Source organism: Salinirubellus litoreus, assembly GCF_037335815.1.
Classification (GTDB): domain Archaea; phylum Halobacteriota; class Halobacteria; order Halobacteriales; family Haloarculaceae; genus Salinirubellus; species Salinirubellus litoreus.
This window is the reverse complement of the sequence record NZ_CP147841.1, coordinates 114,826-130,066: the sequence shown is the minus strand read 5'-3', so window position 1 is coordinate 130,066 and position 15,241 is coordinate 114,826. Positions and strand designations below refer to the sequence as shown.

The 15,241-nt window shown below is 69.2% G+C and carries 17 protein-coding genes; 12 read left to right on the top strand and 5 right to left on the bottom strand.

Annotated elements, in window-relative coordinates:
- Positions 1–29: 29 nt before the first annotated feature.
- Positions 30–626: an NUDIX hydrolase gene (locus WDJ58_RS00630; protein ID WP_338915688.1), complete on the top strand. Its 597-nt coding sequence runs from the start codon at positions 30–32 to the stop codon at positions 624–626.
- Positions 627–660: 34 nt separating this feature from the next.
- On the opposite strand, the gene WDJ58_RS00625 is transcribed toward WDJ58_RS00630, so the two are convergent.
- Entirely contained in the window at positions 661–1,140 is a 480-nt protein-coding gene (locus tag WDJ58_RS00625; protein ID WP_338915687.1) for a hypothetical protein, read from the bottom strand.
- A gap of 111 nt (positions 1,141–1,251) precedes the next feature.
- Here WDJ58_RS00625 and WDJ58_RS00620 point away from each other — a divergent pair, with 111 nt between their 5' ends.
- The 5 genes from WDJ58_RS00620 to WDJ58_RS00600 all read left to right on the top strand — a co-directional run bounded on the left by WDJ58_RS00620 (position 1,252) and on the right by WDJ58_RS00600 (position 5,031).
- Positions 1,252–2,091: a DUF63 family protein gene (locus WDJ58_RS00620; RefSeq protein ID WP_338915686.1), complete on the top strand. Its 840-nt coding sequence runs from the start codon at positions 1,252–1,254 to the stop codon at positions 2,089–2,091.
- Positions 2,092–2,771: 680 nt separating this feature from the next.
- Positions 2,772–3,551, top strand: coding sequence for a helix-turn-helix domain-containing protein (locus WDJ58_RS00615; protein ID WP_338915685.1), 780 nt, complete (start codon positions 2,772–2,774; stop codon positions 3,549–3,551).
- A gap of 113 nt (positions 3,552–3,664) precedes the next feature.
- A complete protein-coding gene (locus WDJ58_RS00610; RefSeq protein WP_338915684.1) occupies positions 3,665–3,865 on the top strand; it encodes a hypothetical protein in 201 nt (66 codons plus the stop codon).
- A 230-nt stretch (positions 3,866–4,095) separates the two neighbouring features.
- Complete coding sequence (locus tag WDJ58_RS00605) at positions 4,096–4,413, top strand: HalOD1 output domain-containing protein (RefSeq protein ID WP_338915683.1); 318 nt, start codon at positions 4,096–4,098, stop codon at positions 4,411–4,413.
- Positions 4,414–4,806: 393 nt separating this feature from the next.
- Positions 4,807–5,031: a hypothetical protein gene (locus WDJ58_RS00600; protein WP_338915682.1), complete on the top strand. Its 225-nt coding sequence runs from the start codon at positions 4,807–4,809 to the stop codon at positions 5,029–5,031.
- 75 nt (positions 5,032–5,106) lie between these two features.
- On the opposite strand, the gene WDJ58_RS00595 is transcribed toward WDJ58_RS00600, so the two are convergent.
- Positions 5,107–7,785, bottom strand: coding sequence for a PKD domain-containing protein (locus WDJ58_RS00595; protein ID WP_338915681.1), 2,679 nt, complete (start codon positions 7,783–7,785; stop codon positions 5,107–5,109).
- Positions 7,786–7,990: 205 nt separating this feature from the next.
- On the opposite strand from WDJ58_RS00595, the gene WDJ58_RS00590 reads away from it, so the two are divergent.
- The gene (locus WDJ58_RS00590) at positions 7,991–8,842 is read left to right on the top strand and encodes a carbohydrate kinase family protein (RefSeq protein WP_338915680.1); all 852 of its coding nucleotides are present in this window, start codon (positions 7,991–7,993) and stop codon (positions 8,840–8,842) included.
- Positions 8,843–8,937: 95 nt separating this feature from the next.
- Here WDJ58_RS00590 and WDJ58_RS00585 read toward each other — a convergent pair whose 3' ends face one another.
- The gene (locus WDJ58_RS00585; RefSeq protein WP_338915679.1) at positions 8,938–9,450 is read right to left on the bottom strand and encodes an HTH domain-containing protein; all 513 of its coding nucleotides are present in this window, start codon (positions 9,448–9,450) and stop codon (positions 8,938–8,940) included.
- A 184-nt stretch (positions 9,451–9,634) separates the two neighbouring features.
- Between WDJ58_RS00585 and WDJ58_RS00580 the strand changes: the two genes are divergently transcribed.
- The 5 genes from WDJ58_RS00580 (at position 9,635) to WDJ58_RS00560 (ending at position 13,278) form a co-directional block, all read left to right on the top strand.
- Positions 9,635–10,501: a class I SAM-dependent methyltransferase gene (locus WDJ58_RS00580; RefSeq protein WP_338915678.1), complete on the top strand. Its 867-nt coding sequence runs from the start codon at positions 9,635–9,637 to the stop codon at positions 10,499–10,501.
- Between the two features lie 81 nt (positions 10,502–10,582).
- Positions 10,583–11,197 (top strand): hypothetical protein, encoded by a 615-nt coding sequence (locus WDJ58_RS00575; protein ID WP_338915677.1) that lies wholly within the window; start codon positions 10,583–10,585, stop codon positions 11,195–11,197.
- A gap of 93 nt (positions 11,198–11,290) precedes the next feature.
- On the top strand, positions 11,291–12,064 hold the full coding sequence (locus WDJ58_RS00570) for a nucleoside phosphorylase (protein ID WP_338915676.1): 774 nt from the start codon (positions 11,291–11,293) through the stop codon (positions 12,062–12,064).
- A 171-nt stretch (positions 12,065–12,235) separates the two neighbouring features.
- Entirely contained in the window at positions 12,236–13,000 is a 765-nt protein-coding gene (locus WDJ58_RS00565) for an RlmE family RNA methyltransferase (protein WP_338915674.1), read from the top strand.
- 140 nt (positions 13,001–13,140) lie between these two features.
- Positions 13,141–13,278 carry a hypothetical protein gene (locus WDJ58_RS00560; RefSeq protein WP_338915673.1) on the top strand — a complete coding sequence of 46 codons (138 nt, stop codon included), beginning with the start codon at positions 13,141–13,143 and terminating at the stop codon, positions 13,276–13,278.
- Positions 13,279–13,434: 156 nt separating this feature from the next.
- Here WDJ58_RS00560 and WDJ58_RS00555 read toward each other — a convergent pair whose 3' ends face one another.
- Complete coding sequence (locus WDJ58_RS00555; RefSeq protein WP_338915672.1) at positions 13,435–14,457, bottom strand: hypothetical protein; 1,023 nt, start codon at positions 14,455–14,457, stop codon at positions 13,435–13,437.
- A complete protein-coding gene (locus WDJ58_RS00550) occupies positions 14,454–15,209 on the bottom strand; it encodes a class I SAM-dependent methyltransferase (RefSeq protein ID WP_338915671.1) in 756 nt (251 codons plus the stop codon). The genes WDJ58_RS00555 and WDJ58_RS00550 overlap by 4 nt, the downstream gene beginning before the upstream one ends.
- Positions 15,210–15,241 lie beyond the last annotated feature (32 nt).

The following is a 15,241-nucleotide window of genomic DNA, read 5'->3' as shown; positions in this document are numbered from 1 at the left end:
TTCATGTCTCGTCCGGGCCCATTCGGGACATGACCGAGGAGGGAGACGCCCGCGACGGGATCGACGGCGGGGACGGAAACGGGACGGGTGATCCGCTCGCCTGGGAGACCCGTGGGGGCGAGATCGAGTACAGCTGTCCGGGGTTCGACGTCCGCCGCGACGACGTCACGCTCCCCGACGGGACCGAGACGGTCTTTCACTACCTCACCGAGCCGCCCTCGGTGGTCCTGTTGCCCTTCACGCCGGACGGTGACGTCGTGGTGATCGAGGAGTGGCGACAGGCGGTCGGCCGGGTCAACCTCGGGCTCCCCACCGGGGGGCTCGAGGGCGAGGAGACACCCATCGAGGGGGCCCGGCGGGAACTCGCCGAGGAGACGGGCCACGAGGCCGCCGCGTTCGAGGAACTCGGCACCTACGAGCCGGCGAACGGCCTGCTCGACTCGACGTTCCACTACTTCGTCGCCCGGGGATGTGAGCCGACCGCCGAGCAGGCGCTCGATCACAACGAGTCCATCCGCGTCGGGTCGGCCTCGTTCACCGACCTCCGTGACCGGGCGGTCGCGGGCGAACTGCGGGACGGCCGGTCTGCGCTTGCCGTCCTCCAGTACGCGCTCCGGACCGAGTAGGGACGAGTGGAGCGGCTGAGCCGGATGGCCGAGGTCAGCCGAACGCGACCGCGGCGGCGTAGACGAGCGTCGTCCCGACGGCACCGCCGAGCACGCCGAGCGCCGTCAGTCCGAGGGCGTACCGCCGGTCGGCCGCCCGATCGGACGGATCGGTCACGCGGCCCACCCTGGAGACCTCGTCCGGGAGGGCGACGGGCCGAACGTCCCCGTCGGCGCGACCGCTCCCGTCGGCCGCGACCGACTCGCTCCCGTCCCCGCCGCGGAGGTCGAACCGACCGCGGAAGCCGAGTCTCGCACAGAACGACCGCCGGGCCTGCAGCAGGAACTCGACGCCGAGCGAGAAGGGGACGAACAGGCCGAGCAGCAGCGCGGTCGGACCCGACCACACGAGGACGACGGCGGCGTACACCACCGCCGCGAGGCCGCAGACGGCGGCGTACTGGTACCGGCGTCGTCGCTCGCGCCCGCCGATGTTACAGACGCCCGGCCGGTAGTCGGGAGGGCTCTCCGTCATCGTTCGGTGCTACGCGTTCGAGCGGCATAACGGGCCGGATACGCTCGATGCGGGAGGCGCTCGACGGGTCGGGACCGGAACGCTTTCGCCCGGCCGGACCGCCGTCGGGATATGTTCGGGGTACCGTTCGTCGCCCTCCAGTTGCTCCCCTCGGGGTTCGCCCTCCCACCGTTACCCTACCTGCTCGGGTTACTGGTGGCCGTCGGGAGCGTCGCGGGCCTCCTCTCCCGGCTCGACCCCGAGGTGACCCCGGCGGTCGTCGCCGGGTTCGCCCCGTGGATGGTCGCCGGGGGCGCTGGCTACGCGCTGTTCCAGGTCGGCGGCGTTCCCGCGCCAGTGGCACCGCTGTTCGGCTCACCCGCCGTCTACCTCTCGACGTTCGTCCTCGGGGGACTCGTGTGGGCGGCGCTCCGTGCGAGCGGGGTCCAGACGGATTCGTGGTCGTTCCCCTCGGTCCCCTCGCTCCTGCTCGTCTCCGGTATCGCGGTCGCGCTCGCGGTCGCCGGCCTCGCCTTCCTCTCCGCGGGGCGGCTGCGACCGCTGCTCCCCGGACTCGGGCTGGTCGTCGCGGTCGTCCTCGGCCTCGCCGTGTGGGCCGGGGTCCGGCGCGTTCGGCCGGTCACCCGGGTCGCCGGCACCGCCGGGTTCGTCCTCGTCTTCGGGCACGTCCTCGACGGCGTCTCGACGGCCGTCGGTACCGACCTGCTCGGATTCGGCGAGCAGACGCCGCTCTCCCGGCTCCTCATCGAGGCCGGCGCGGCGCTCACCCCCGGGCTCGGCGGCGGGTGGCTGTTCGTCCTCGTGAAGACCGCGCTCGCGGCGGTCGTGCTCGTCGTCCTCGCGGACTACCTGGAGGAGGACCCGCGCTGGGGGTCGCTGCTCGTGGGACTCACCGCGGCCGTGGGGCTCGGTCCCGGCGCGCACAACCTCGTGCTGTTCACGATCGCTTGAAGACGCTGTATGGACACCCCTCGGTGTGTTCACACCCGTTGACCTCCCTCGGTCGAGATCGCCCCGCCCGATAGGTCCCTAACGCTCCCACAGGGGAGGGGTTCACTTGCCCCCGGTATGGGGTCCCGAGACCGCGTTTCCATCGTTCGGACATCGACGTGAGACCGATACATCGGCGTCAACGGGATGCGACAGGGGTAGCACGGTCGTCTTCTCCCAGGGGTAGCCATCGGGGTCATCACGAGGCACGTCCTGGGCCACCCCGTCTCTTTGATGTCTCCGTCGGACGATTCGTCGTCTACTTCCTCTGTGCTCTCCTTGATGTAACCTTGGAACAGGTACACCACAGGTGTCAGTAGAATAACGTACTCGTACCCATAAGCGAGGATATGGGTTCCCGATCACTGACGATCCATACTGCCGTTGCCCCGACGACGGTCCCTCCGATCGAGTCACGTGCGGCATTAATGACGCCTTCTCCGAGTCCGTACAGTCCCCACATTCTGGGTGTACTGACTGACTACGGTCAACCGTCCAGCGTGGCTACCGGAAGGACGCTATGTGACCACCGGCCATCACCACGACAGCACCGACCACATTCGTGTCGATATTATGCTATTTGATAGCGTTATAAATATATAATTCGACACGGGGTACAACATCTCTATCGGTGCCCCGAGGTGGCGGCCCAGTCCGCCGGATGTTCCACGGGGGATCGTGCACTCGAATATCGGGAAGGGGATGCTTGCGAGTGCAGGCAACCACCCTATGAAGCGGAAATTCTTACGGGTATTCGATACGTGAGCGTTATCGTCGAATTCAGCATCGAGGGGGGAGCGTTCCAACTCGGGGAGGTGTTATCGGGCCCACCAGACATGCGTCTCGAACTCGAACGCATCGTTCCTACGGGAAACCAGGTCATGCCCTTCATTTGGGCTACGGGCCAGAATCAAGCGGCATTCGAGGAGATGGTGCGGACTCATCCTTCGGTCAAGGAACTGCAGGTGCTGGACAGGATCGAGGACAGCGCGCTCTACCGCATCGAGTGGGAGGAAGCGCCGACGGACCTGCTCGAAGGGATCGCGCGGACCGACGCGGTGATACTCGAGGCCCGGGGGGATGGACGCTGGTCGTTCCGCCTGCGGTTTCCCGATCACCAGAGACTCTCCGCGTTTCACGACTACCTCATCGACCGCGGTCTCCACGTCGATGTCGAGCGGACGTATACGCTCACCGAGTCGGGTGAACACGGTCATCAGTTCGACCTCACGGAGGCCCAGCGCAAGGCGCTCGTTCTCGCCACCGAACGCGGATACTTCGATGTTCCGCGAGGGACGACTCTCGACGAACTCGCCGACGAACTCGGCATCACCAGACAGGCACTCTCCGAACGGATCCGTCGCGGCAGCAGGAAGCTCTTCGACTCGACGCTCAGGTCGTCGTCCTCCGGTCCCGAGTAAATGTTCGATTACTGATAAAAATCTTTCCTATGGAAGTGTACAGCCTATATACTGGCCGTAACTCTCGCCTCTATGCCGAGCCGATTTTTCTCTGTAGCGAGGAGTAGTGTGATATGGGGTGTGGAGTCCTCGACGCTGGGTCCCGCTACGGCGGTGACTGTCTGATGGACCTGGTGATGTGTCTCTCCTGTGGGGAGTTCGTCCCCGCAAGATCGAACGCTGGCGTCTACGAGCCGCGCCGCGTTCCCTGCCCCGATTGTGAGGGGATGTCGTTCAAGCATATCGAGTCGGGCCAGGTCACCGACGTAGGGTGAAATCCCCCCTTCGACTTCCAGTGTATCAACCGAGCGGGCCGTGACCACGCTGTCGCTACGAGGAGTCGGCGGTCGCACAAAATCCGCATAGCCGCTCTCAGCGACGCTTCGAACAGGGCAATCACTAGAGAGATCATTCGAACCAGCCCTCCTCCAATTACTTTCTTGGCAGAGGCAAGCAAAACCAGGAAGCGGTGAGCGAGCAGTGTACGATACGAGTGGTCGAACGAATGGCCTTCTCGGAGTTCATACGGATCGAAGACCTCGGCACGGAGGAGAAGGTGATCGTCTTCTTTCACGACTGGGCGGGCGACACGGAACTCCATCTCCCGATCACGAGCGCGGTCGAAGAGCTCACCGACGCCCCCCTTCAGCGGATCGAGACCGAACTGCGGGGGAGCATCGATCCCGACGCTCTCGAACGCGCATTCGAGCCGACGGCTGATGGCACCCCCCGGGAAGGCGGCAAGCTCGTACTCCTGATCGAGTCCTGTGAGGTCACCGTTCACACCGACGGCTGGGTCGAAGTCGCACACGTATCCGCGTGAGGGTAGTGAGAACGTAGTCGTCGTTTGGAACCCGGGGCGACCGTCGTGGGTAACACCCGACTGTGTGATTCCGTCGCTAATTCTGCTCGCACTCGCGACGACGGGCGGGGCGGGCTCGGGAAGACGAACTGGCCCAACTACCGGACGGACGAGGTGACTGGACTCTCTCTGTACGCGACAGTACTCACGATTGCCACACGATACGGTGTACCCGATCGCCTGCCCGGTCGATCGTTCGGTCACCGGTCGCCGTCCCCCGGGCGGGTCACGCTCTCCCGACCGCCACGAACAGGCGTGCCACTACTGGGAGTCCGGATCAGCCCTCGACGACGGATACGTAAAATACACAGTATGTAGGAGCATACTTTTCACCCCGCCCTACCGTGTGCGCTCATGGCCAACGACGAGCAGGCCCTGTCGGGCGAGCCGGCCGGGTCGACGTCCGGCGTCGCGCTCCCCGAACCGCTCAGGAAGGGCCTCATCACGGCCATCGTCGCCCTCCTCCTCGCCGTCGTCGTGTTCGTGGTCGTGAGCGGGACCGAGGGACTACTGCCGGTGATCTTCGCGGGGTTCGCCACCACGACCGTTCTGTTCACGACCGTCTACGCGCTGGCCTGAGGTCCGCCGTCCGAGCGGCAGGGAGGTGGCTCGGAGCGCCCCTCGTCTCCTCGTCCGTGGCCTCCGGAACGCCCCTCACTCCTGGTCCTCGTCGCCGTCCCTTCTCGTCGAGGCGTCCGGGAACAGGTACTCGAAGCGCCCGTGATCGAGCGGTTCGACCGCGTAGCCCTCGCCGCTCCTCGTGTAGCGTACCGCGAGAACGGGGTTCGCGTCGGCGTCCTTGACGACGACGACGTCGCCCTCGTTGTTCCAGACCGGCCAGGTCCGACCCCAGTACCGGTGGTACGCCCCCTCGGTGTCGGGGATCGGGGCGTCCGTCGGTTCGGTGCCCGTGTAGAGCGTCACCGTCGCCTCGGGGTCGAGTCCGAGCGTCCCCTCGAACGCGTAGGTGTGCTCGCCCTCGCGCACCCGCGACTCCTCCTCGGCGGCGTCGTGGACCGTCCACCCCCCGACGTCGAGCGGCCCCTCGCCGACGTTGCCGAAGGTGAGGTACTCCAGGTGGAGGCTCTCGTGGTCGCGGCCGGGCGAGTCGGGGTGGACGGAGAGGAGCGCGAACTCGCCGTCCCGTGAACCGACCTCGACGGTGACGGTCCGCTCGCCGGTCGCGCCGTCGTCGTCCTCGACGACGAGCGTGACCTCGTACTCGCCGTCCTCGTCGAACGTGTGGACGACGGTCGAACCGGTACGTTCGGGGCCGTCGCCCGACCACCGGTAGGCCGTGACACGGCCGTCGGTATCGACCGATCCCGTGCCGTCGAACAGCACCGGTCGTCCCACCGTCGGCTCTTCCGGGGTGTAGCGTACCGACGCCGTCGGCGGCCGGTTCGGCTCGTCCTCGTCGGTCTCCTCGGGATCGGGCACCCGGCGGGTCACCGGTGATCGTCCCCCCCGGGGTGGGGTCGTCCGCCGTCCCGGTCGGGGGAGGCGCAGGCTCCCGAGGAGCACGGCGATCTCGTCCCGGAACAGGACGGCCAGCCCCACCGCCACCGCGGCACCGCCGACCGTCGCCGCGTCGCGGGGCGAGCCCGGGAGCGGCCAGTCGCCGCCCCGATCGGATGCCGGGGTGGGGGTGACGGTCGAGGTCGGACCGGTCGTCTCGGTCGCAGTCGGGGTCGGTTCGGTCGGCGTCACCGTGGGCGTCGGTTCAACCGTCGACGGCGGCAGGACGGTAACGGTTCGAGTCACCGAGTCGGCGACCCCGTCGTCGTCGCGGACCGTCAGCCGGACAGTCCGGTCGCCGGGCGTCTCGAAGGACCGTTCTACGACCCGGCCGGTCGCGTCGGTGACGCCGTCGCCGTCGAGGTCCCACTCGTGGACGAGTATCTCCCCGTCGTCGGTCGATCCGGTCGCGTCGAACTCGACGGTGTCGCCGGCGAGTGGCACCCCGGGGGCGAACGAGATACGGGCGGTCGGCGGTCGGTTGGGATCGCTCACGACCACCCGCTCGGTCGCCCGATCAGTCGCCCGGCGGTCGTCGGTCACCGTCAGGGTGACGGCGTACTCGCCCGGCTCCGGGAACTCGTACCGGTACCGCGGGGTGTCCCCCTCGCCGACGAACTCGCCGTCGACCGCCCAGCGGTAGGATCCGACGGTACCGTCGGAGTCGAACGAGTCCGAGCCATCGAGGTCGGCTCGCTGGCCCGCGACGGGAGCTGCCGGCGCGAACTCGAAGGCGGCCACCGGGGGTGCGTTCTCCCGGACCACGACGGTCCGGGTCGTCGTGGTCCGCATCTCGCCGTCGTCGGTCACCGTCAGCGAGACCTCGTACTCGCCGGCGGCCTCGAACGTGTAGTCGAAGGTGGGGCTGTCGTCGCCGCCGAACGCGACCAGTAGCGGCGGGTCCCGGCTCGCGATCCGCCACTCGTAGCTCACGATCCGTCCGTCGGAGTCCTCGGAACCGGAGCCGTCGAAGGCGACCGCCTCGCCCGGCCACGGGTCGGACGGCGAGTAGTCGAACGCCGCGGTCGGCTGGGCGCCGGCCGTCTCGGCGTGCAGGTCGTCCGCGACGAACCAGTTCTCCTGGGCGCTCCCGCGGTCGGACCAGAGCTGGATCCCGACGATCCGACCGTCGGGGTCGTCCACCGCGAGCCGCTGCCAGCCCTCCGATGGCCCGAACGCGACCCTGTCACGGGCGATCACCTGACCCGTCGCGTCGAATCCGAGGAGTTCGCCGACCGCCTCCGGCCAGTCGGCCGGCAGTTCGTGGAAGCGGTAGTGGTGGACGGACACCGAGACGGACTGCTTGGGCTCGGTGAACTCGACGCCGAGTTCGTGCCTGTTGAACTCGTCCGATCCCCGGAGCGGTGTGGTGGCGACCGTCACGCCCGAGCTGGCGTCGGAGCAGACCACCGCCTTGGCCCGGTCGGGATCGTCGTCACACACCCTCGCGATAGCCCCCGTCGCCCCGGCGAACGTCCGCCGCGGGACGAATCGGATCCCGGCCGGTTCGTACTGGTCGACCAGCCGAGTCCCGTCGGTCGTCGGCGAGCCGCCGGGGAGCGTCTCGAAGTCGAGCGTCGCTATCGGGGCGGCCAGCGCGAGCCCCCCGTGGACCGACTCGGCACGGGGACCGACCGTCGGAACTCCGGGGACCGCGAGGCCCATCGATCCCTCCGTCGGAGCGGCGGACGCGGGCCCAGGCGCACGCTCCCCGCCGTCTCCAACTCCTCCCGGCCCCGCCGCCCCCGCACCCCCCACTACCGCCCCGAGGACGGCCAGTACGACCACGGCGAGGGTGAGGGCGCTCGGCAGCATACGGACCCAGTTCCGTACGCTCGCGACGCGGATATATTTTACTATTAATAATTATATTCTAAATCGAGAATCGATCGCCGCCCTCCCGCGGTCGGGATGGTGTGCACTCAGGTCGATCCCCCCGGTGCCGTGTGGGGGATTCGTCGGTCGCGTCGGCGGGACCGCACACCCGACCGCTTTTGTCGCCGCTCTCCCACGACTCCCCATGCGCGTCGTCTGTGCCGGACACGTCAACTGGGACGTGACCCTGCGGGTCGACTCGCTGCCGACCCCCGACAGCGAGTCGGTCGTCACGGATCGGCGGGAGTCCGGGGGCGGCTCGGCGGCGAACGTCGCCGCCGCGCTGGCGAACCTCGACGTGGACGCCTCGCTGGTCGGGAGCGTCGGCACCGACGAACACGGCGAACTGGCACGGCGGGAGCTGGTGGCCGCGGGCGTCGACACCGATCCGATCCAGACCGTCGAGGGCCGGACGGCGGTCAAGTACCTGCTCGTCGGCGAGGGTGGCGAGGTCGCCGTCGTCGACGACGGCGGGGTGAACGAGTCGTTCCGGGTCGACGCCCTCCCCCCGGATCTGTTCGATGGAGGGGCGGTCTGTCACCTGACGAGTCAGCGGCCGGACACCGCGGCCCGGCTGGCCGAGCTGGCGAGCGAGGCGGGACTCGTGGTCTCGTTCGATCCCGGGCGGCGCTTCGGCGAGCGCGACTACGGCGCGACGCTCGAACTGACCGACGTCCTGTTCGTGAACGACCGGGAGGCCGACCACGCCCCGGCGCTGCCGGCCGACTGTCGGGTCGTCCGCACCCACGGGGCCGACGGGGCGACCCTCGAAGGGCCCGACCTGGTGTTCGAACACCCCGGGTACGACCTGGAGAGCGTGGACACGACGGGGGCGGGAGACGCCTTCGCCGCCGGGTTCCACGCCGCCAGGCTCCGCGGGGCCGACACCGAGCGAGCGCTCGCGTCGGCGAACGCCTGCGGTGCCATCGCCGCCACCGTGACCGGGCCGCGGCCGGATCTCTCCTGGGAACGGGTCTCGGAACTGGTCGACGGGTGATCGACTGGCGGAAGCATCCCTCACTCGGCGCTCCGTAGAGACTTGCGCCCACCCCGCCCCCGCCGTTCGTCGTCCTGGAGCCGCCGTTCCGACCGCTACTCCGACCGTCCCGCCGTCGACGCCGCGGTCGTGGTGGGCTCCGTCACCGAATCCGCGACCGAGGCCCGAACCCGGAACTCCGGATCGGACCTCTCGATGTCGGCCAGCGCGTCCTCGGCCGTGTACGTCGTCCCGTCCGCCCGGTGGGGAGCCACGGTCGCCAGCTCCCCGTCGACACGGACGGCGAGACAGCGCTCGGGGAGGACGAGCGCCGCGTCGGTCCGATCGTCGATCAGGGATCCCCGCTCGCGGACCGTGAAGGCCGGCCGGAGGGAGACGTCCACCCCCTCGGCCCAGGATCGAAAGCGCCGGTACCGGTCGACGATGGGGGTCTCCTCCGCGTACCCCTCCAGGGCGACTTCGTCGGGCCAGACCTCGAACGAGACGTCCTCGATCACTCCTCGGTCCCGGTACTCCCGCAAGGTATCGAGGGTATCCTCGATCGACGTCCCCTGCGGGGCTGTCCGGGCGTAGCACTCGACCGTGACCGGTGGACGGGACGGGCTCATGTGGTGCGACGATGGTCCGACGTATACAATAATAAATCATGCGGTTCTTCGGCGGTCGCGGAGCGGCGGTGGCGGATCGACGAGCACCGCGAGAAGTCGGCCGGCAGGACGAGATGGGATCTCCCCGCCGTGCGATCGCCGAAGCGGCCCACAGAGGTAACACCACGGACGGAGAGGGGCGAGTATGCGGGTTCCGACCCCCGACGACTTCCGTGAACTGGAGACGTGGGGCCTGATCGAGCGGCCGATGGCCGCTGTCGAGGCGTTCTCGCCGGAACACGAACAGCGGCGCGAGGACAACGAGCGCCACCGCCGCAAGCGGCGCGAACAGGAGGAGAGCGTCTCGGAGGCGTTCCTCGACGACACGCAGGCGTACTATCGGTCGATGGAGCGCCCCATCGACCGGACGAAGTGGGACTACCTGAAGCGGCGCAAGGCCTGGTTCCACCCGCCCGTGGGATGGGAACGGTTCGCCGCGCCGGGAGTCTCGCGGATACTCGACCTCGGCTGTGGCGACGGCGACCAGACCGAGCGGATCGCGGAGTTCGTCGCCGGGCGGTGGCGGGCCGCGGGCTACGACGGCTTCCCCATGGAGGTCGTGGGAGTCGACCTGAGCGAGAGCCGTATCGAGAACGCCCGCCGGCACGCCCGCTCGCCCCACGAGGCGATCACCCTCCGGTTCGAGTCCGGCGACGCCGTCGCCGGGCTCGACTACCCGGACGACTACTTCGACTACACGCTCGCGCTCGGCCTGCTGGAGGTACTCGACGACGACCTCGCCGAACCGGTGCTCGACGAGGTCGCTCGTCTGACCGCCGGGGGGGTGTACGTCCGCGACCTCCTCGACTCGATGCCGGGGTTTCACCCCCGGCCGGACGTCGACGAGCGACTGGCCGAGCGCGGGTTCGAGACCCGCGAACGACACCGGGTGCTCGAGGAGCCGTTCGTCGAGGAGGGGACCCGCGACCCGCTCGACGTCTGGCCGATGAACCTTCACCAGGTCGTCTTCGCGACGGCGACCGACCCGGTGCCGGCGGACGAGCGGTACTGACCGACGGTCCTCCCGATCGTGATCCGGGCGACGAACGGGAACCGACACCGGTTTCGGGGACGGGGGCCGTACCGATCTCCGATGCCGACATCGGTCGTCCCGTGGCTCGTCGCGCTCCGAACGGGCACCGTCCCCGTGCTCGCTCCCGCGAACGCCGCGCCCGTGCTCGTCCCCGCACACGCGATCGGCGCGCCGCTCGATCTCCGGCTCGCCGTCGCGGTCGTCGCGGGCCTGCTCGCCACGCTCGCCATGACCGGCGTCATGTCGCTGCTCTCGGAGGGGTACGTCCCGCCGTACGTCGCCGCGTCGGCGCTGTTCGACGAGACCCCGGGGAAGGTCTCGCGCCGGCAGGCCGACGCGGCCCACTACGCCGCCGGCACGCTCGCCGGGATCCTGTTCGAACTCCTCGTCGTCGCCCTCGAGACGGTCCGCGACGCGACGGTCGCCACCGCGCTCGTCGTCGGGAACGTCCTCACGCTGTCGGACCTCCTCGCCACCCTGCTCGTCGTCGGGTTCCTCTACGCTTTCTTCGCGTACGTCGTCTTCCCGCGCAGGGGGGGACGGCTCTACGACGATCCCGAACGGCGCGAGCGGGTCCGGTTCCACTGGCTGATCTCGGCGACCGTCTACGGGGTCGCCCTGCTGGCCGCGGTGGTCCTGCTGTACGCGGGGCTCGGGCTCTCGGCGCTGTCCTGAGCCGACCCCTCGGGGTTCGACCGCCCCGTATCCCGGCTCCCGACTCACCTCACGAAGCGGTGTGACTTTGGTCCCCGACCCTGGACGTGGAGTATGGCGAAACAGCCCCACGTCCTCTGTGAACCGGGTGACGTGAACGACCTCGCGCTCGTGCCGGGCGACCCCGGCCGGGTCGACCGCATCGCCGCGATGTGCGACGCTTCGGAGCTCGTCGCCGAGAACCGCGAGTACCGGGTCGTCAACGCGACCTACGAGGGTCGGGAGCTCACGCTCTGTTCGACGGGGATCGGCTGTCCGTCGGCGGCCATCGCCGTCGAGGAGCTCGCGAACGTCGGCGTCGAGACGTTCGTCCGCGTCGGCACCACCGGGGCCCTCCAGCGGGGGATCGAGATCGGCGACATGGTCGTCGCCACCGGCGCGGCCAAGGACGAGGGCACCACGAAGCGGTACGAGTCGGACACCTACCCCGCGGTGCCCGACTACGAGGTGCTCTCGGCGCTCGTCGGCTCCGCCGAGGCCAACGACGAGCGCGCGGCCGACCAGGCCGCGGAGGGGGCGAACGGCGGAGCCGTGAGCCAGGTCCACGTCGGTCCGATCGCCAGCGACGACGCGTTCTACGCCGAGAGCGACGAGTACGTCGCGGACTGGGAGGACGCGGGCCTGCTCTCCGTGGAGATGGAGGCCGCCGCCATCTTCACGCTCGCCCGACGGAAGGGGCTCCGCGCGGGGGCGATCTGCACCGTCGACGGCAACCTCGTCGAGGGCACCCAGAAGGGCGAGACCGACGACGAGGAGCTCCCCGAGAAGGCCCGCGACAACGTCGAGCGGGCCATCCGCATCTCGCTCGACGCCGCGACCGGGCTGTAGAGTTCGGCGGCTGAATCGTCGAGACACCGTGTCCGGTATCTCCCGTTTCGACGGGTACGGCACACCGTCCACGGGCGGGACAGGGTTATCCCGTGGTCGATCGAGTGAGGGCGGGCCACGCCCGTCCCGAAGCGCGTATCAACACCCGTGGACTACCTCCGTCAACTGACCATGACGGGGAAGGACGAGTACTACAACCGGGCGAAACAGGAGGGCTACCGCTCGCGGTCGGCGTACAAGCTCAAGCAGCTCGACGAGACCGCGGGGCTGATCTCGCGGGGCGACACCGTCGTCGACCTCGGGGCGGCCCCCGGCGGGTGGCTCCAGGTCGCCCGCGAGCTCACGGCGGACGCGGGGACGGTCGTCGGGGTCGACCTCCAGCGCATCGACGACATCGAGGGAGTCCGGACGGTCCGCGGGGACATGACCGAGGACGACACGAAGGCCGACCTGCGCGAGCTCGTCGGCGAGGGGGGTGCGGACGTCGTCCTCTCGGACATGGCACCGAACATGACCGGCGAGTACACGCTCGATCACGCGCGCTCGGTCTACCTCGCACGGCAGGCGTTCGAGACCGCCCTGGACCTGCTCGCGTCGGGCGGCGACCTCGCGGTGAAGGTGTTCGAGGGGCCCGACGTCGCGGACCTGCGCGAGGAGATGGAGCGGGAGTTCGAGTACGTCCGGGCGGTCCACCCGCCCGCCTCGCGCGACTCCTCCTCGGAGCTCTACCTCGTGGCGAAGGGACGGCTCACCGCTCCCGTCCGGGCGGGCGACGAACTGGACGTCGAGATCGAGGACACGGGCAGCGAGGGCGACGGCATCGCGAAGGTCGAGGGATTCACCCTGTTCGTCCCCGGAGTCGAGCCGGGCGAGGAGGTCCGCGTGACGGTGACGGACGTGAAACCGCGGTTCGGCTTCGCCGAGCGGGTGGAGTAGCGCTCCGGGACGGCGTGTCCGCTGGGACGATCCCCCCGACAGCGCGCGTTTCGCGGATCGCGCCGGGCCTCGGCCGAGGATCACGACACGGCTCTCGACACCGCTGGTAGGTTTTATAGTCCGGTCCACGGCTATCGGGTATGGGGAACGGGATTCCGATCCAGTTGACCGTCCGGGACGTGGGGATGTGGCTCTCCGGAGCCTCGATCGCGACCGCGCTGTCGCTCGGCGAGCACGCGTTCGACATCTCGGGAACTATCGCCGCGCTCCTCCCGTAGCCGGCCGAGCACGAAACCGACCTCTATCGGGAGAGAGAGACTCTCTACGGATGGGCCGCGGACTCATAGCACGCCACGCTGTACGCCCTCGCGAGCTGGGATTCCAGTGCCGGCTCCGGGCGACCGGGCCCGAGGGCACCGCGAAACAGCGGACGGCTACGTCCCGCCCGACACCGATTCGATCGCCCGAACGAGGAGCCGTTCCGAGAAGCCGGACGCGAAGGCCACGAACAGGACGGATCCGGGAGTCAGCACGACGTCCTGGAGGACGATCGCGGCGAGGCCGGAGGTGAGGAACGCGAGCATGACCAGCGCCGACGCCGCTCCGATCACCAGACGGGCGTACGTCACCCAGGAGGCGAGTAGCTGCTGGCTCAACCGGCCGTCGACGCCCCCGTGCGCCAGCGACAGGACGCCGCTGACGGACGCACCCAGCACTCCGAACAGTACGACGACGGGGAGCATCCGGAACGACGTGACGCCGATGTCCCCCAGTATCGGTCCGCCGACGCCCGCGAGCAGGACGAGCAGGCCGACCGCGAGCCCAGCGACTCCGACGAGCCGCCACAGCTGGCGACGGTGAATCTGGACCTTCTGGTAGTAGGTATCGTAGTGCTCCTGTAGCAGCTGAGCCGCGAGATACGCGTCCGTCACGTCGACGTCGTCCGCGGGGTCCTCACCGGATCCGAGCAGGTCCTCGACGGCCTCCAGTCGCCAGCCCCCGAGCTTCTGGGCGGCCTCCCGCTTGGTCGCCCGAACGCGGGCGCAGAACGCGTCCGGATCGTGCGCGGCCAGCCCGAACAGCTCGATGCGCCTGGCCGCGTAGAGAAAGCGCCAGCCGAGCTCCGTCTCGTGACGCTCGAGCGCCTCCTCGGCTCGTTCGAGACACCGCTCGATGTCCGCTCGCCACTCCTCGTCCTCGCCCTCTACCCCTCGGAGCAGATAGTTCCGCTCGATGTCGTAGACGGCGAGTTCACCGGCGAGGCGTTCGTGCGCGGGCGAGGGTCCGAGGAGCGCCGCGAGCCAGCCCGCCAGCCGACCGCGGAGCGGTCGGCGGTGAACGACCTCGGCGCGCGGCAGTTCGGCCGCCGAGTCGTCGGTCGTCGAGTGGTCGGTCATCGGGGTGAACGACGTGACGACGCCGACGAGTATAAGCGTGCGCCGGGTCCCGTAGATCACCGCTTCTCGAACGCCGCCCGGTAGTGGACACCCTCCTCGCCGTACCGGACGTCCGTGACCGTCCAGCGAGTACCGACACACGCCTCGCGGAGCCGGTCGGGGGCGAACAGCCGGAAGTGTAACGTCGGCCCGACGTCGCCCTCGTATTCGAAGTGCATCACCCGATGGGCGAGTCCCGGCGCCGGGTCCTCGCGGAACCCGAGCAGGTCGCTCGCGCCCGCCGCCCCCGGGTCGTAACAGTCCAGCACCGCCCGACCGTCGGGGTGGGTGACGTACGCGAGATCGGAGAGGAACGCCCGCAGGCCGTCCATCGATCCCGCGAGTCCTACCTGGGTGCCGATGGCGAGCGCCGACCGGAAGCGGTCGCGCTCGAACCGTGCGGTGAGCGCGAACATGTCACCCACCCGGGCGTCGACCACTCCGCGCTCGCGCATCGTCGCCACGAGGTGCTCGCTCGGATCGATAGCCACCGTCCCGGCTCGGTCCTGGAGGTACAGCGAGTGCCGACCCGCGCCGGCTCCCATGTCGAGGACGGACCCGTCGGGATCGAGGCGGTCGAGGAGCCAGGCGTTCGCCTCCGAGTCGGGATCGAACTCCCCGAAGTAGAACGCCTCGATGGGGTGCTCGCGGTCGTGTCCGCTCCCGTCCCCGCACTGGTAGAGCGGCTCGTCCTGCTCGCCCCGTGCGAAGTCACGGATCGCGCGGCCGAACGGGTCCAGCGGCTCGGATCGGGGGTCGGTCTCCTCGGCCATATCCCGCGGGTGTCGGGGTCGAGTGGAAAGCC

Coding starts and splice junctions, on each gene's coding strand:
- WDJ58_RS00630 (WP_338915688.1), top strand. CDS start 30: ATGACCGAGGAGGGAGACGCCCGCGACGGGATCGACGGCGGGGACGGA.
- WDJ58_RS00625 (WP_338915687.1), bottom strand. CDS start 1,140: ATGACGGAGAGCCCTCCCGACTACCGGCCGGGCGTCTGTAACATCGGC.
- WDJ58_RS00620 (WP_338915686.1), top strand. CDS start 1,252: ATGTTCGGGGTACCGTTCGTCGCCCTCCAGTTGCTCCCCTCGGGGTTC.
- WDJ58_RS00610 (WP_338915684.1), top strand. CDS start 3,665: ATGGGGTGTGGAGTCCTCGACGCTGGGTCCCGCTACGGCGGTGACTGT.
- WDJ58_RS00605 (WP_338915683.1), top strand. CDS start 4,096: ATGGCCTTCTCGGAGTTCATACGGATCGAAGACCTCGGCACGGAGGAG.
- WDJ58_RS00600 (WP_338915682.1), top strand. CDS start 4,807: ATGGCCAACGACGAGCAGGCCCTGTCGGGCGAGCCGGCCGGGTCGACG.
- WDJ58_RS00595 (WP_338915681.1), bottom strand. CDS start 7,785: ATGCTGCCGAGCGCCCTCACCCTCGCCGTGGTCGTACTGGCCGTCCTC.
- WDJ58_RS00590 (WP_338915680.1), top strand. CDS start 7,991: ATGCGCGTCGTCTGTGCCGGACACGTCAACTGGGACGTGACCCTGCGG.
- WDJ58_RS00585 (WP_338915679.1), bottom strand. CDS start 9,450: ATGAGCCCGTCCCGTCCACCGGTCACGGTCGAGTGCTACGCCCGGACA.
- WDJ58_RS00580 (WP_338915678.1), top strand. CDS start 9,635: ATGCGGGTTCCGACCCCCGACGACTTCCGTGAACTGGAGACGTGGGGC.
- WDJ58_RS00575 (WP_338915677.1), top strand. CDS start 10,583: ATGCCGACATCGGTCGTCCCGTGGCTCGTCGCGCTCCGAACGGGCACC.
- WDJ58_RS00570 (WP_338915676.1), top strand. CDS start 11,291: ATGGCGAAACAGCCCCACGTCCTCTGTGAACCGGGTGACGTGAACGAC.
- WDJ58_RS00565 (WP_338915674.1), top strand. CDS start 12,236: ATGACGGGGAAGGACGAGTACTACAACCGGGCGAAACAGGAGGGCTAC.
- WDJ58_RS00560 (WP_338915673.1), top strand. CDS start 13,141: ATGGGGAACGGGATTCCGATCCAGTTGACCGTCCGGGACGTGGGGATG.
- WDJ58_RS00550 (WP_338915671.1), bottom strand. CDS start 15,209: ATGGCCGAGGAGACCGACCCCCGATCCGAGCCGCTGGACCCGTTCGGC.